At 58.9% G+C, this 15,972-nt stretch carries 13 protein-coding genes and 2 rRNA genes; 12 read left to right on the forward strand and 3 right to left on the reverse strand.

Annotated features, from left to right (window positions below; translation table 11 throughout):
• Positions 1-119, forward strand: a 23S ribosomal RNA gene (locus I4W09_RS07205); the annotation flags it as partial.
• Between the two features lie 143 nt (positions 120-262).
• Positions 263-378 (forward strand): 5S ribosomal RNA (rrf, locus tag I4W09_RS07210).
• Between the two features lie 134 nt (positions 379-512).
• Here the strand turns inward: rrf and I4W09_RS07215 are convergent.
• Entirely contained in the window at positions 513-980 is a 468-nt protein-coding gene (locus I4W09_RS07215; protein ID WP_195192728.1) for a hypothetical protein, read from the reverse strand.
• 277 nt (positions 981-1,257) lie between these two features.
• Here I4W09_RS07215 and I4W09_RS07220 point away from each other — a divergent pair, with 277 nt between their 5' ends.
• A complete protein-coding gene (locus I4W09_RS07220; protein WP_035138719.1) occupies positions 1,258-1,689 on the forward strand; it encodes an Hsp20/alpha crystallin family protein in 432 nt (143 codons plus the stop codon).
• An 82-nt stretch (positions 1,690-1,771) separates the two neighbouring features.
• On the opposite strand, the gene I4W09_RS07225 is transcribed toward I4W09_RS07220, so the two are convergent.
• Entirely contained in the window at positions 1,772-2,581 is an 810-nt protein-coding gene (locus I4W09_RS07225; protein ID WP_196033222.1) for an MBL fold metallo-hydrolase, read from the reverse strand.
• A gap of 48 nt (positions 2,582-2,629) precedes the next feature.
• Here I4W09_RS07225 and tilS point away from each other — a divergent pair, with 48 nt between their 5' ends.
• From tilS to I4W09_RS07250, 5 genes are all read left to right on the forward strand, one after another.
• The gene (gene tilS, locus I4W09_RS07230) at positions 2,630-4,171 is read left to right on the forward strand and encodes a tRNA lysidine(34) synthetase TilS (RefSeq protein WP_196033225.1); all 1,542 of its coding nucleotides are present in this window, start codon (positions 2,630-2,632) and stop codon (positions 4,169-4,171) included.
• Between the two features lie 147 nt (positions 4,172-4,318).
• Positions 4,319-4,867, forward strand: a complete 549-nt coding sequence (gene hpt / locus I4W09_RS07235; protein WP_196033229.1) for a hypoxanthine phosphoribosyltransferase — start codon at positions 4,319-4,321, stop codon at positions 4,865-4,867.
• A gap of 1 nt (position 4,868) precedes the next feature.
• Positions 4,869-7,010, forward strand: coding sequence for an ATP-dependent zinc metalloprotease FtsH (gene ftsH, locus I4W09_RS07240; RefSeq protein WP_196033232.1), 2,142 nt, complete (start codon positions 4,869-4,871; stop codon positions 7,008-7,010).
• 189 nt (positions 7,011-7,199) lie between these two features.
• Entirely contained in the window at positions 7,200-8,384 is a 1,185-nt protein-coding gene (locus I4W09_RS07245) for a pyridoxal phosphate-dependent aminotransferase (RefSeq protein ID WP_196033235.1), read from the forward strand.
• 165 nt (positions 8,385-8,549) lie between these two features.
• Positions 8,550-9,371: a phosphatase gene (locus I4W09_RS07250; RefSeq protein WP_196033238.1), complete on the forward strand. Its 822-nt coding sequence runs from the start codon at positions 8,550-8,552 to the stop codon at positions 9,369-9,371.
• 78 nt (positions 9,372-9,449) lie between these two features.
• Here the strand turns inward: I4W09_RS07250 and rlmD are convergent, their stop codons facing one another.
• On the reverse strand, positions 9,450-10,898 hold the full coding sequence (gene rlmD / locus I4W09_RS07255; RefSeq protein WP_196033241.1) for a 23S rRNA (uracil(1939)-C(5))-methyltransferase RlmD: 1,449 nt from the start codon (positions 10,896-10,898) through the stop codon (positions 9,450-9,452).
• A 348-nt stretch (positions 10,899-11,246) separates the two neighbouring features.
• On the opposite strand from rlmD, the gene I4W09_RS07260 reads away from it, so the two are divergent.
• The 4 genes from I4W09_RS07260 (at position 11,247) to I4W09_RS07275 (ending at position 15,903) form a co-directional block, all read left to right on the forward strand.
• Positions 11,247-12,107 carry a transporter substrate-binding domain-containing protein gene (locus I4W09_RS07260; RefSeq protein ID WP_196033244.1) on the forward strand — a complete coding sequence of 287 codons (861 nt, stop codon included), beginning with the start codon at positions 11,247-11,249 and terminating at the stop codon, positions 12,105-12,107.
• Complete coding sequence (locus tag I4W09_RS07265) at positions 12,107-12,760, forward strand: amino acid ABC transporter permease (protein WP_196033247.1); 654 nt, start codon at positions 12,107-12,109, stop codon at positions 12,758-12,760. Before I4W09_RS07260 ends, I4W09_RS07265 begins: the two co-directional genes overlap by 1 nt.
• Entirely contained in the window at positions 12,753-13,517 is a 765-nt protein-coding gene (locus I4W09_RS07270; protein WP_230318724.1) for an amino acid ABC transporter ATP-binding protein, read from the forward strand. The genes I4W09_RS07265 and I4W09_RS07270 overlap by 8 nt, the downstream gene beginning before the upstream one ends.
• 310 nt (positions 13,518-13,827) lie before the next feature.
• Positions 13,828-15,903, forward strand: a complete 2,076-nt coding sequence (locus tag I4W09_RS07275) for an elongation factor G (RefSeq protein ID WP_196033250.1) — start codon at positions 13,828-13,830, stop codon at positions 15,901-15,903.
• Positions 15,904-15,972 lie beyond the last annotated feature (69 nt).

Genomic DNA, 15,972 nt, shown 5'->3' on the forward strand with positions numbered 1-15,972 from the left:
CAGGGATTAGTTCTCCTTCCGGTAAGGGCCCAGGTAGACTACCTGGTCGATAGACGGCAGGTGCAAGGGCGGCGACGTCCTCAGCCGAGCCGCACTAATCGCCCGAGCTCTTCCGGAACCGCACCTCGCGGCCCGCGGGACATGCGCTCTGAAGCGCGGTCCGGGCACGAGGATGCCCCCGAGTCACCTTTCCTATGCGCCATGCGGCCCCCAGGGCACGTGAGAGACACCGGATCACCGTAACGGTGGGCGCCGCCCACCGGTCAGCGGCCAGAGCATGGGGGGCACGCCCGGTCCCGTTCCGAACCCGGAAGCTAAGCCCCATCGCGCCGAGAGTACTGCGGGGTCAGCCCGTGGGAGGCCAGGGCGCCGCTGACCGGTGGACGGCACCGAGCCGTCGCATCGACTTGAAGAAGGGGGAGGCCTCGCGGCCTCCCCCTTTTTTGCGTTTACACTTCACAATGTCGTTGCATTTCACCTGTAACCCGGTTGGGCTTATGGGTAATGAGCTTTTATTTAAAGACAATAAATCGAATCACAAGTGCAACTGCTATGACCACAATGATCAAAAGCAGGATTGTCAGTCGATGCTGCTTGCGTCGTTTATTTGACGAAACGAAGATTGATTTTCCCTGTTTTGGCGTTTCGAGATAACGAGCCGAATGCGTTAAGGTTTGCTTAGGTCGGGGACCTCTTTGCTGCCGAGTTATGGGCGTTTTCGTCGGGTCGTCATTGATTGCGCTGTTTTTTGATAACGGTGCATCTTTTAGATATACGGGATCGCCCGATGCGACGCCCATATGCTTACGTCCCGTTTGGGCATCCTCGAGCGTTTGATATCGATTTCTCGTCACATATTCGGGCTCTGCATCATTAATGGGCTCTTGCGAGATGTGGGGGCGATGGAACCGTGGCGGCTGCGTGGAAATATCTTCCCCCTGCGTCGGCATAAACATATTGTTCTGGTTTTGGTCGTCCATGATGCCCTTTAGCTCGTTACCAACAACGTGTACGCGCTCATTGTAAGCCCCTTGTTATTTGTAGCTGTGGACATACTCGTTATTTAAGCTCTGGTTCAAAGAACCTTAACCTTCCTAAAACCTTAGTGCTACACACTTAGATATGCTTATAGTACTGGACTCAAAAAACTTTATAGTCGATGTATATATGAGCATCGGGTGGGCATATATAAGAGCGTCAAAAGAAGTCCCAGTCACCTAGAAGATGACTCGGCAGTCCTATAAAGGAGTGGTAAACATGGCAAGTATGGTTCCTTATCGTTCGGTTTTTGGCGTTCGTCCCTCTGCAAGCTCGCTGTTCGATCTGTTTGATGATATGAGCGACCTAGCGAACAGCTCGATTGCCTCTAAGGCGTTCCCCGTTGACGTTGAGGATAAGGGCGATGGCTATGAGGTCAAGGCTTATCTGACCGGCGTCGCCAAGGACGATATCGATGTCGAGCTTAACGAGGGCCGTCTGTCCATTAGCGTGAATGTCGAGGAAGACGAGGAGAACGAGGGCAAGAACTTCCTGCAGAAGGAGTTCAGCTCGTACAGCGCGACGCGTGGTGTGTATCTCAAGGATGCTTCGAGCGAAGGTCTCTCGGCTAAGTACGCCGACGGCATCCTGACCGTTACGGTTCCCAAGATTGTCGAGAAGAAGAACGTTACGAAGATCTCCATCGACTAACTTCGTTGGTGTTCTGCGCTATTAAAAGATAACAAAAGGGGCTGGGAAGCGATTCCCGGCCCCTTTTGCTGTCTAGGACAGTCTATTGAATGGTTGCTGGCCGATACTGGCTTGCGGGGCGTATCGAGAGATTTCGCGATCCTTGGAGAAGGGTAGCGGAGCTGCCGACCTCGTCATCCAGGGTTGCGGCTAGAGCTTTGGCATAGCTTTTGACGGTAAGACTCGGGCGATTGTTATCTTGGCTGATATGCATGGCAAAAAGCTGTTCGGTGCGATCGGTAACAAGCTCGCGTGCGGCTTCGGCGGCCTGATCGTTGGACAGATGCCCTTTTGTAGATAGGATGCGCTCCTGAAGAAAGCGGGGATATTCTCCCTCGCGCAGCATGGTCACATCGTGGTTGCTTTCGAGCGCGAGGACTCGACAATCTTTGAGGGTATTCATGGCCTGGCTCGATAGCTCTCCGGTGTCGGTGGCAAAGCCGATGGAATCATCGAGGGCGTCGAATCGATAGCCGACTGGATTGATGACATCGTGTGATGTTGAGTAGGTTTGCACCTGGATGCCGGCAATGGATAGGGTGTCACCGGGATCGAATTCCTCGACAGGCAGATGCGAAAGATTTTCTTTGCTCGAAAGTGTGCCCCTGCTGGCAAAGAGGGGGCCGTGCCAGTGCTTGCACCAGACATCGAGGCCCTTGATGTGATCGGTATGCTCATGAGTAATGAGAAGAGCCGAGACGTTGTCTGCCGAGAGCCCCAGTTCTGTCATGCGCTTTAATGTCTCGCGGCGAGAAAGACCGTTGTCAATCATGATGAGCCCCCGGGGGCCTTCGATGAGCGCGCAGTTGCCTTTTGAGCCGCTGCCAAGGATATGAAGGTGCAGACGAGACATAAGATTCCAAAGGATACAATGGGTGCGAACGAATAGAGGAGGAAGCAAATGCCAACGGTATCTCAGCATTATGGACACCATGCTGCATCGTGGGCTGATGATAAGGCCCTGGCAACGCGGCAGACGGCTGCCCCCGTGGTGCTCATGGTATCAGGTGGTGCGGACTCGACGGCTTTGCTCCTTATGGCGTGCACATCAAAGTTGGATATTCAGGATGGGCGTGGTGTAGCTCCCATCGCGCGCGAGCGACTGCACGTGCTGCATGTGAACCATCATCTGCGCGGTGAGGCATCCGATGGCGACGAGGCCTTTGTGCGCGGCCTATGCGCACAATATGGCTTGCCGCTGTGTGTTGAGCATGCCTATTTTGATGATGAATCGGGCAATATCGAGGCGGCTGCCCGCGAGGTGCGCTATGCCGCGGCGCGGAGGTATGTCCGCGAGCTCTGCGCCCAGACGGGGGCACCGCGAACGGCGGCTCGTATCTGCACCGCGCACACGTCTTCGGATCGCGCGGAAACGTTTTTGATGAACGCGATTAAGGGTTCGGGGCCCGCTGGTCTATCGAGCATTCCCCGCCGAAGGAATATCGTGGTGCGTCCCTTGCTCGACCTGACTCATGATGAGCTCGTGGGCTATCTGCAGGTGCATGGTCAGCCGTGGCGAGAGGACGAGAGCAACGAGGACGTGTCGTACTTGCGTAACTACGTGCGCCATCGGGTGATGCCGGTGGTGGCGCAGCGCAACGCGAGCGTCTGTAAGACGATTGGCGCCGCCTGCGAGATCTTAGGCGATGAGGACGCATTTCTTTCCCAGCTTTCCGCGCAGGCGTTTCGAAGCTGCCTGCGTAAGGAGGCGGCGGGTGCACTGGTCCTTGACGCTCGCCGACTGGCCGCGGCCGAGGTGGTGATTGCTCGGCGTATGGTGCGACTGGCAATTAAGCGTATCGACCCCGACGCTCGCCCGGAGATGCGGCATGTGGAGCGCGTGCTTGCCTGTATCGCCGAAGGCTCGGGTTCGGTCACGCTGCCGGCGGGAATCGATGCGCGCGTGGAGTTTGGCATGCTGTCATTCAAGGCCCCGGCGGCGCGCGAGGGGTTAGTTGCCGATTGGGTCACCATTCCCGGTCGATTGCCGCTGGGGGCGGGCCGCATCCTGGTGGCAGAGACGATGGCCGTCGAGCCGGGGTGCGATATTGTGCGCCGTGCCCGTGAACTCGCGGGTGCCGGAGGGGTGGCCGCTATGGTGGATGCCGCGACGCTGGGCTTTGCCGATCGCGATAGCGAACGGATGCTCGCCGGCTCGCGCGGGGAGATTCCCGCCGAGGCGCGTTTGGCGCGTCTGTGGGTAGACGGTCCCGCGCCGGGGGATGTGATGTGTCCGTTGGGTATGAGTGGGCGAAGCAAGAAAGTATCCGACCTGCTCAACGAGGCTCGTATCCCCGTTTCTGAGCGCGCAGGCGTTCCTGTGGTGAGAACGGCTCCGGGAGGTGCCGTGGTATGGGTCGCAGGCGTTCGCACGGACGAGCGTTTTAAATGCACGGCCGCAACGCGCGTGGCGTATCTGCTTCGCGTGGTCGATGCGGAATAGCGTTTCACGTCAGCTATTCTGTGCGACGTTGACGGTATTCCCGCGCTGATGGCGTACGGGCTGGAAAATATACCCCGTGCGCTGCTAGAATGTGAAGTTCGCGTCCATACGGCGGTGTGTGGGCGATAAGCACAAGAAAGGGTTGTCATGGCTTCTCAACATCCGGATATCGAGAAGGTTCTGTTTACGCAGGAGGATATCGAGGGTATCGTCTCTCGCCTAGGCGAGCAGATTACTCGCGACTACGCGGGTAAGGATCTGGTGCTGATTGCGGTCCTGCGTGGCGCCGTGGTCTTTATGGGCGACCTGATGCGCAAGATCGAGCTGCCGACCAACATCGATTTCATGGCTGTTTCGAGCTATGGTGACGGCGTGAAGTCCTCGGGTATCGTGCGTATCATTAAGGACCTGGATATCGACATCCGCGGTCGCGACGTGCTGATCGTCGAGGACATTCTGGACTCGGGCCTGACGCTCAAGTATCTGATGAAGAACCTCGAGAGCCGCAAGCCCGCTTCTCTGGAGGTCGCCGCCTTCCTGTGGAAGGACGTTGAGGACCGTACCTCGGCCATCACGCCCAAGTATGTTGGAACCCATTGCCCCGATGCCTTTGTGGTGGGCTACGGCCTCGATTATGCCGAGCGCTATCGTAACCTTCCGTATCTGGGCATTTTGAAACCGGAGGTTTATTCGTAAGATGCCCGACGACCGTAACGATAACAATTCCCAGACTCCCCGGGAGCCTAAGATCCCGGGGATGCCCGGAGGCAAGAAGCCCACGCGTACGGGCTGGCTGTATTTTATTTTGGCTTGCGCGCTCCTGGGCTACGCCTTCTTTAACATGGGCTCCGGCTTTGCCAATTCCAGCAATACCGTAAAGCTCGCGACGAGCGAGATGGTGAGCGCCATCAAGCAGGATCGCGTCGAAGATCTGACCTATACGGTTCAAGACGGAAGCGTGACGGGTCATTACTGGAAGACGAAGAAGGACAAGGGCGATACGAGCGAGCTCAAGAGCTTCTCCTCGACCTATGTCGGCTCCGATTCGCTTGCCGAGCTTATGGCGGAGCACCCCGATACCAAGTACATCGTCAACACCAACGATCCCGATTTTTGGGGCGACTTGGCGATGAGCGTGCTTCCGACGATCGCCCTGATCGCTATCATGTTCTACTTTATGCGTCAGATGATGGGCGCCAACAACAGGAACATGCAGTTTGGCAAGACCAACGCCAAGACCAACGAGGCCACGCGCCCCAAGGTCAAGTTTGAAGACGTTGCCGGCGTGGACGAGGCAGTCGAGGAGCTCGAGGAGATCCGTGACTTTTTGAGCGATCCGGATCGCTATCGCAAACTGGGCGCCAAGATCCCGCGTGGCGTGTTGCTGGTGGGCCCTCCGGGCACCGGTAAAACGCTGCTGGCCAAGGCTGTTGCCGGCGAGGCGGGTGTGCCGTTCTTTAGCATCTCTGGTTCCGACTTTGTCGAGATGTTCGTGGGTGTCGGCGCCAGCCGTGTGCGTGACCTCTTTAAGGAGGCCAAGTCCCAGGCCCCGTCGATCATCTTCATCGATGAGATCGATGCCGTGGGACGTCAGCGCGGAGCCGGCCTGGGCGGCGGCCACGACGAGCGCGAGCAGACGCTCAACCAGCTGCTGGTCGAGATGGACGGTTTTGAGGAGAGCGAGTCGGTCATCCTGATTGCTGCGACCAACCGTCCTGACATCCTGGATCCGGCATTGCTGCGTCCCGGTCGTTTTGACCGTCAGGTCACGGTCGACCGTCCGGATGTGAAGGGCCGCGAGCAGATCTTGCGCGTGCATGCCGAGAACAAGCCGATGGACGAGGACGTGAAGTTTGAGAAGCTCGCCCAGATGACCGTTGGCTTCACCGGTGCCGATTTGGCAAATCTGCTCAACGTGTCTGCGCTGCTGGCTGCCCGCCGCCATCGTTCCGTGATCTCGATGGATGAGGTCGAGGAGTCGATGGAGCGCGTGATTGCCGGCCCGCAGCGCAAGGGTCGCGTGATGACCGAGGCCGAGCGCACCACGATTGCCTACCACGAGAGCGGCCACGCCCTGGTGGGCCACATCCTGGAGCATTCCGATCCGGTCCACAAGATCTCGATCGTCAGCCGCGGCCAGGCGCTGGGCTATACGCTGCAGCTTCCGCAGGAGGACCACTTCCTCAAGACCAAGAACGAGATGCTCGACGAGCTTGCCGTGTTCTTGGGCGGTCGCGTTGCCGAGGAGCTCATGTGCGACGACATCACGTCGGGCGCGAGCAACGATTTGGAGCGCGCGACCAAGATGGCGCGCGAGATGGTCACGCGCCTGGGCATGAGCGAGGAACTGGGCACGCAAGTGTTTGGCGAGGCGCAGCATCAGGTATTCCTGGGCCGCGATTACGCCGATCACCAGGATTACTCCGAGGAGACGGCGCGCCGCATCGATATCGAGGTCCAGCGCATTATGCGTGAGGCCCATCGCCGTGCGGTCGAGATTTTGGATGCCCGTCGCGATCAGCTCGACCTGATGGCCAAGGTGCTGCTTGAGCGCGAGACCGTCGAAGGCGACGCCGTGAACGCCCTGCTCGACAACGAGTGGGATGCCTACCTTGAGCGCGAGGGCGATATCCTGGCAGCCAAGGAGGAGCGCAATGCCAAGGCAGCCGGCATGCCGACCAAGAAGCGCGCGCCTCGTATGAGCGAGGAGGAGCTGGCGGCCGATGCCGCGGCATTTGCGCAGGCGGCTATGCAGGAGGATGCCGAAGTCGCATCCGATGATGCTGACGATGACCATGCCGTCGTCGATGCCGATGCCGATGCCGACACCGACAAATAGTCTTTGTGGCGAAAGCCTCCGCGGGGAAACCTGCGGAGGCTTTTTCTTTTGAGCGATATGGGGCCGTCTGTTGATTGGGGACAGACTTAAATGAGCGTTTTCACGCATTTAAGTCTGTCCCCAATCAACATTGCTGCGGCACTTTGCTCGGCTAAAGCGTACAATAGCGCCTATGCGAAAGGGGAACAGATGATCAACGAAACTATGTATGCTCGCGGTGCGGAAAGCTCCATCATCCGTGAGATTTTTAGCTATGGCCTTGAGCGCAAGGCGCAGATCGGTGCGGAAAACGTATTTGATTTTTCGCTGGGCAATCCGAGCGTTCCGGCACCCGCTGCTGTGGCGGAGTCCATTAAGAAGGCCCTGGAGCTGCCGAGTGACCAGTTGCACGGCTACACCCCCGCTCCGGGCCTGCCGCAATGTCGAGCGGCCGTCGCCGAATCGCTCAACCGCCGCTTTGGAACGAACTATGAGGGTAAGGACGTCTTTATGACGGTGGGTGCCGCAGCTTCGCTCACCTGCACGCTCAACGCCGTTACGAACCCGGGCGACGAGGTTATTGTTATCGCCCCGTACTTTCCGGAGTATCGCGTTTGGATTGAGAAGGCCGGCTGTACGTGTGTTGAGGCGCTCGCCGATGAAGATACGTTCCAGCTGAGCGTGGACAACGTGCTCAAGGCGATCAGCGATAAGACGGCGGCCGTCATCATTGACTCTCCCAACAATCCGACCGGTGCCGTATATACATGCGACACGCTGACGCGACTGGCCAATGTTCTGCGCGAGGCCAACGCTCAGCGCGATCCCGAGAATCCGATTATGCTCATCTCGGATGAGCCGTACCGCGAGATTGTGTACGGTGCCGAGGTGCCTTGGGTGCCCTCGATCTACGAGCACACCATCGTGTGCTACTCGTATTCCAAGTCGCTGTCGCTGCCGGGCGAGCGCGTGGGGTGGATCTTGGTTCCCAACACCAATCCGCAGGCTGCCCGTCTGATGCCGGCTGTTGCGGGTGCTGCCCGTACGCTAGGTTTTGTATGCGCACCGGCACTCTTCCAGCGCGTAATCATCGATTGCATCGATGAGCCGAGCGATGTCGAGGCCTATGCGCGCAACCGCACCGCGCTTACCGACGCACTAGCGGAGTACGGCTACACCTATGTTGAGCCGGATGGTGCATTCTACCTGTGGGTGAAGGCGCTGGAACCCGATGCGAATGCGTTTTGCGAGCGTGCAAAGAAGTATGAGTTGCTTGCGGTTCCCTCGGACAGCTTTGGTATGCCGGGTTGGTTCCGCCTGGGCTATTGCGTGAGTTACGAAACGATTATCAATTCGCTACCCGCTTGGAAACAGTTGGCGGACGAGTATCGTTAAAAGTAAAGCGCTCTGCCTACAATGTTTTACGTGAAACGGGGTTTGGTGTTAAGCCAGACCCCGTTGTCATGGACGTTGTGTCTTTGGGATGGAGTGGTTTTACGACTATCGAAGGCTATGCGTACAATGAATATAAGCGACGGCCGTGCCAGATAAGGAGACCTGATGCCCTACCTGCTTTCTTGTGACATTCATACCCATACGATATTCTCTGCGCATGCATATTCGACCATTGAGGAGAATGTGTACTGGGCGGCAGAGCGTGGCCTGCAGGTGCTCGGATCTGCCGACCATCTGAGCTCTATGGTTACGGCTTGCCCCAATGACCTGCGCAGTTACCAATTCTTTATCAACCAGGATATCTGGCCGCGCATTTGGAGCGGCGTGCTGGTGCTGCGTGGTGCCGAGGCCGATATCGTTTCGCTGGACGGAAGCCTGTTTGGCGAGGACACTCCTGTCACGCTCGATATTGCCGGTGATTCGTACAGCCGTCAGCATTCGCTGTTCGATTTGGTTACGCGAAATTTGGATTATTTGGTTGCGAGCGTGCATAATCCGCAGATTGCTGAAGGCGCGACGCTGGCCCAGACGACCGAGATGTATATCAATGCCCTGGAGCACCCCAAGGTGTTCATGCTGGGTCACACGGGGCGTTCGGGCGTGCCGTTCGATATCGACGAGGTGCTGTTGGCAGCTAAGGCCAAGCACAAGGTTATCGAGATCAACAACCATAGTCTTGAACACGGTGTCGACACTGAGCATTGGGCCGTATGCCGCAAGATCGCCGAGCGCTGCGCCGAGCTGGGCGTGGGCATTGGCGTGTCAACCGATGCCCACATTGGCATGGCCATTGGCAAGCTCGATCACGCGCGCAAGATGCTCGACGAGATTCACTTCCCGCTAGATTTGATCGTGACGCGCGACCGCGAGACGCTGCTGCGCGAGATGGCGGCAGCCGGCGTGTGCGATCTGCGCAATGGGATGTAGCGGAGTTTATAAACCAAGCGAAGGGGGCGGCCCAGGCGGGTCGCCCCCTTTCTTGTCCCAAAAATCTACTGAGGTCGGTTAGCGGCGTTCGAGGACCGCTACGGTTTCGGTGTGGTCGGTGTGAGGGAACATGTCGACGGGCGTGATCTTGAGCAGGCAATAGCCTCCGTCGAGGAGCTGATGCAGGTCGCGCTCTTGAGTTACGGGGTTGCAGCTGATATAGGTGATGCGGCGCGGCTTAAGCGCGCAGGCAGCTTCGAGGAACTCGGGCGTGGAGCCGGCGCGCGGCGGATCGATGGAAAGGACATCGACCCGCTCGTTGTTATCGGCGGCATCCAGGATGTAATCGGTGGCGTCGTCGGCCATAAACCAAGCGCTGCGGGTGAGGCCGTTGAGCTCGGCATTGCGGCGTGCGTCGGCAATGCCTGCCGGGTTGCGCTCCACGCCGAGCAGCATGATGCCGATGCCCTTGTTCTGGGCATCTTTAGCTGCGCAAAGACCGATGGTGCCGCTGCCACAGTAGGCATCCATAAGCACATCGCCCTGGTGCAGATCCATACCGTCGATAGCGAGCTGGTAGAGCAGCTCGGTCTGTTGCGGGTTGGTCTGGTAGAACGCGGTGGGGGAGATATCGAACTCGCAGCCGAGCAGCTGGTCGCGCATGCACTCGGCGCCATATACAATGCGGGTTTCCTCGCCGAGGATGGCGTTGCCGGGACGTCCGTTGATGTTTTGGGCGACGGTGACGATACGCGGATCGAGTGCAGCGACGGCCTCAAAGAAATCCTGTGCATGCGGCAGGTCGCGCTGGGCGGTCACGAGGGTGACCATGATCTGGTCGGTGCGCCAGCCGCAGCGAACGACGGCATAGCGAAGCAGCCCGAGATGTTTGTCTTCGTTAAAGGCGGGAATGTGCAGCCGCTCAGCTTCGCGTGCGATGCCGTTGAGAATCTGACGGGCGCCCGGTGCCTCGACAGGACACTCGGGTACGGCAACGATCTTGTGCGTGCCGCGCTCAAAGAAACCGCAACGGACAGCGCCCTCCTTACCGGGAGCAAAGGGAGTGGCGGCCTTATGGCGAAAACCGCGCGGCGCAGGATATTTGCCCGGGTCGCCCAGGGTGACACCCATACCACGAATAGGATCTACAGCAATGCCCTCACGCGCACAAAGCGAAGCAAAAAGCTCCTCCATAGCAGCCTGCTTGGCGGCGAGCTGCTTCTTATAAGGACGATTGAGCGCCGTACACCCACCGCAAGCTTTCATGATGGAACAAGGAGACTTGGGATCAACGGCCTTGCGCGCAGACGGAACCGGATTCTTATACGGGCGCTTGGAGCGAGTCTGAGATGCCGTATCCTCGCTCCGACGAGAGCCGGGACGCTTGGCCTTAGCCTTGCCCTTGGCCGACTTACCCTTCGCGTCCTGAGACGACTTGGATTTCTGAGAAGTTTTTTTCTCCTCTGACCCCTCAGCCGCCTCGATCAAAGCACGACGAGCCTTACGCTCCGCACGAGATTCTGCCATCAATAACTCCACTAATTTACAAATTGAAATCTGAAAGCATTGTACCGTGCCAAGTTAGCAGACGATATGCAAGCGCCCATTTCATGTCAGCGATAAGTCCAACGATGTTTGCCCGGCGTGGGCGGGGAGCGGCGCGTAATTAAGTTTATCGCGAGTTCCGCACGCAAAGGAAAGCACTTAATGTGCTTTCCGTCTTGCGCAGGACTGTAGAGCAGGAAACTTAATTACGCGCCGCTCCCCGCCCACGCCGGGCAACCTCTCCCTTGTACTTTATCAAGGTAGAGTGTATGATTCTGGACGTTACACGACTCACTTTACCTAACTAAAGTGCTACCAAAGGGGAATACCATGAACACCGATATGTCTCGTCGTCAGTTTGTTGGTCTAGCCGGCTCGCTCGCCATGGTGCTTGGCCTTGGTCTTGTCGGTTGCGGCGGTGGTGCCGGCAAGGGCTCCGCTGCTGGCTCTGCCGCGGCCAAGGATGTGAAGGGCGCTGCGGAGTCCAAGAAGCTCGTGGTGGGCTTTGATAAGTCCTATCCTCCGTACGGCTTTGTGGGCGACGATGGTGAGTACACCGGCTTTGATCTCGATCTTGCCAAGGCTGTTGCCGATAAGCAGGGCTGGGAGGTCAAATACGAGGCCATCGACTGGGATGCCAAGGATACGCTGCTTAACTCGGGCGCCATCAACTGCATCTGGAACGGCTTTACCATGGAGGGCCGTGAGGACGATTACACGTTTTCCGAGCCGTACATGCTCAACGAGCAGGTGCTGGTGGTCAAGAAGGACGCGGGCATCAAGAGCTGGGACGATCTTGCCGGCAAGACCGTGATTACCCAGACCGATTCCGCTGCGCAGGATGTGCTCGAGGGCGAACAGAAGGATCTGGCGGCGACGTTTGCCACGCTCGACACGATCGGCGAGTACAACACGGCCTTTATGCAGCTCGAGAGCGGCGCGGTCGATGCCGTGGCTTGCGACCTTTCGATTGCCCAGTATCAGCTTGCCGCCAAGCCCGATGCTTATACGCAGCTTGATGAGCCGCTGTCCAGCGAGCACTACGCCGTCGGCTTTAAGAAGGGCGACACCAAGTCGGCCGACGCCGTGACCGAGTCGCTCAAGGCACTCTACGATGACGGTACGGTTAAGGATCTCTGCGACAAGTATTCAAGCTATGGTCTATCTTTCGATAATTGGGTGCTCAAGTAATGTCTATTCAGGTCATGATGCAGATGCTTGGCCAGGGATTCTTGGTCAGTTTGCAGCTGTTTGTACTGACGCTGCTCGGGTCGATTCCGCTGGGAATCCCCGTGGCGTTTATGCGCATGAGCAAAATCGTGCCGCTTCGCTGGATTGCGCGCATCTACATTTCGGTCATGCGCGGTACGCCGCTCATGCTGCAGATGTTTGCCATCTACTTTGCCCCGTACTACGTGTTTGGCATTTCGCTCACTCCCGATTCCAAGTGGACGGCGTGCGTCGTGGCGTTCATCATCAACTATGCCGGCTACTTTGCCGAGATCTATCGCTCGGGCTTGCAGTCCATTCCGCGCGGTCAATACGAGGCTGCCGAGGTGCTGGGCTATTCGCGCGTGCAGACGTTTCTGTATATCGTGATGCCGCAGGTCGCCAAGCGTATTCTGCCGGCGATGGGCAACGAGATCATCACGCTGGTCAAGGACACGTCGCTGGCGTTTGCCATTGGCGTGGGTGAGATGTTCTCGACGGCCAAGGCGCTGGTCGCCTCGCAGGTGAGCATGGTGCCGTTTGCGATTGCGGCGTTGATCTACTGGGTCTTTAACTTTGTGGTCGAGATGCTGCTGGGCGCCGCCGAAAAGAAGCTGGACTACTATCATGACTAACTCAGTGATGAAAATCGAAAGCGCGCGCAAGGCGTTTGGCGGCAATGAGGTGCTCAAGGATATCTCGCTCGAGGTGAAGCGTGGCGAGGTCGTGGCGATTATCGGGCCTTCGGGTGGCGGCAAGTCCACGCTGCTGCGCTGTGCCACGCTGCTCGAGACACTCGACGGAGGCTCGCTCTCGTTTGGCGACCTTGCCGTCGCGACGGATGCGGGTTCGGGCGCGGTGTACGCAAAGGGCGATGTTCCTAAACAGGCGCGCTCGCGGTTTGGTCTGGTGTTTCAGAACTACAATCTGTTCCCGCACTATACCGTGATGAAAAACATCACCGATGCTCCGATTCGCGTGCTCAAGCGTCCGCGCGAGCAGGCAGAGGCACGTGCATGCGAGTTGATCGCGCAGATGGGGCTTACGGGCAACGAGAACAAGGTTCCTTGTGAGCTTTCGGGCGGTCAGCAGCAGCGCGTGAGTATTGCCCGCGCCCTAGCGCTCGACCCGGAGATCCTGTTCTTTGACGAGCCGACCTCGGCACTCGATCCCGAGCTGACGGCCGAGGTGCTGCGTGTCATTAAAGACCTTGCGGCGCAGAATATGACGATGGTGATCGTGACCCACGCAATGCAGTTTGCGCGCGATGTTGCCGATCGCGTGGTCTTTATGGATGGCGGCCGCATTGTCGAGGAGGGGCCTGCCGATCAGGTTATCGACCATCCGCGCGAGCAGCGCACGCGTGAGTTCTTGAGTCGCATCGAGGGGTAGGCTCAGGTATTTACTCAACTATTAATTGAGGTGAAGCCGCCGCAGGTCTTACGGTCTGTGGCGGCTTTTTGTTTGCATCGACGGGGTTCAATAATCGCCTCACAAGCTTGTCTCTTCCTCTCGCCGCCTGTATTCATACGTGCGCCGAAAGGTATGCATGGACGGTCGCCCGTGAGGGTAGGGTGGTGGCATAGGACATTTGGAGGGTGAGTCGGCTCGGCTGCCGACCATGCTGCTCCCGGGATGGCACCGACCGCGAACTCTCCCCGTTGGCGTCGCGCATTGCGCGCGGCCCTGCAAGGAGGTCATCATGGGTGCTCCCAAGACCGGTAACGTAAGGAACGTGGTGCTCGTAGGCCAAGGCGGGGTGGGCAAGACTTCACTCGCCGAAGCCATGCTCCACCTTTCCGGCAAGACCGCCCGCCTGGGCGGCCACGACGGCACCAAGCCCACGCTCGACTATGACCCCGAAGAGGTCAAGCGTGCGTTTTCCATCTCGACGACCATTGCGCCGATCGACTGGAAGGGCGCGCGCATCAATGTGCTCGATGCCCCGTGCTACCCCGATTTTATCGGCGACGCCTTTGCCGCGATGAGCGTCTGCGAGACGGCTCTGTTTGTGGTCGACGCCGAGGCCGGCCCACAGCCTACGACGGTTAAGCTCTGGTATGCCGCCGAGGACCTGCGTCTGGCGCGTGCGGTGTTCGTAAACCGCCTGTCGCGCTCCGAGGCCAGCTTTGCGACCACGATGGACCTGCTGCAAGAGCGCTTTGGCACGCGCCTGGGCGCCGTGACCCTTCCCTGGGGCGAGGGCGAGGACTTTGACGGCATCATCGACCTGGTGCGCATGAAGGCGCGCCATTGCAACGGCACCGAAGCCGTTGAGTCGGAGATTCCCGAGGAGTATCGTGCCCAGGCCGAGGAGGCCCACGACCATCTGTGCGAGCTGGTGGCCGAGGCCGACGATGAGCTGATGATGAAGTACCTGGAAGGCGAGGAGACGCTGACGCAGGAGGAGCTTGAGGGCTTGCTGTCGAAGGCGATTGCCGAGCGCATCTTTGTGCCGGTCTTTGCGGGCGATTGCATTAAGGAGCAGGGCGTCAACTCGCTGATGGACGACATCGCGACGTACTTCCCGGCGCCGACGGACTACGGCGAGATGCCGCTCATCGACGGTGATTCGCTCAAGATTTCGAGCGACGATGACCGTCCGGTGGCGTTTGTGTTTAAGACGCTGGCCGATCCGCAGCAGGGTCGCATCAGCTTTATCAAGGTGCTGACGGGTACGCTTGAGCCGGGTCTTGAGCTGATCAACGCGCGTACCCGCAAGAGCGATCGTCTGGCTCACCTGTATGTGATGTGCGGCCGCGACATGACCGAGGTCGGTCACGCCTATGCCGGCGACATCATCGTGGCGCCCAAGCTGGCGGCCGAGACGGGCGATACGCTCTCCATTACCGGTAAGGTCGAGGCTGCGGCGTTTAAGTTCCCCAACTCTCAGTACCGCATCGCCATCGAGTCCGAGAATCGCGGGGACGAAGAGAAGCTCTACACGTTTATCGAGAAGGCCTGTAAGGCCGATCCGACTATGAGCATCGACCGCGACGAGGAGACCGGCCAGACCATCATCTCCGCCGTGGGTGAGGCGCAGGTTTCGGTGTTGCTCAATCGCCTTGAGGATCGCACCAAGGTCGTGGCCAAAAGCGTGCCGATTCGCATCCCGTATCGCGAGACCATTCGCCGCACGGCGAGTGCCCAGGGCCGCCACAAGAAGCAGACTGGCGGTGCCGGTCAGTATGGCGACTGCTGGCTGCGCGTTGAGCCGCTCATTGGGCCCGACGGTACGAGCGACGGCTATGAGTTTGTTGACGAGGTCGTGGGTGGCCGCATCCCGCGCTCGCTGATCCCCGCCGTGGACAAGGGTGTCCAGGAGACCATGAAGGACGGCATCATTGCCGGCTACCCGCTCACGGGCATTCGCGTGGCTGTGTACGACGGCTCGTATCACAGCGTCGACTCCAACGAGATGGCGTTCCGCGCGGCGGCTCGCATCGGCCTGCGCAAGGCATGCGCCGATGCCGACCCGGTGGTGCTGGAGCCCATTGAGGAAATTACGGTGACCATCCCCGAGAGCTACGCCGGCGCTGTGATGGGCGACATCTCGGCATCGCGCGGTCGCGTGACGGGCATGGAGACCGATGAGCGCGGCGATACCGTGGTTATTGCCCAGGCGCCGCTGGCAGAGCTGACGGATTATTCGACGCGCCTGCGCTCTATCACGCGCGGCACGGGTGACTTTACCATGAAGCCCGCAGGCTATGAGCAGGTGCCTTATGACGTTCAGGCCAAGCTGGTCGAGCGCTATGAGGAGGGCCGTGCCAAGTAGCGCGTGATTTTGTCTGCAATGTAGGTGCTGACGAAAGGGCCGCCCTGGGTAACCGGGGCGGCCCTTTTT

The sequence above is a fragment of the Collinsella aerofaciens genome (genome assembly GCF_015670795.1).
In the GTDB taxonomy this organism is placed as follows: domain Bacteria; phylum Actinomycetota; class Coriobacteriia; order Coriobacteriales; family Coriobacteriaceae; genus Collinsella; species Collinsella aerofaciens_Q.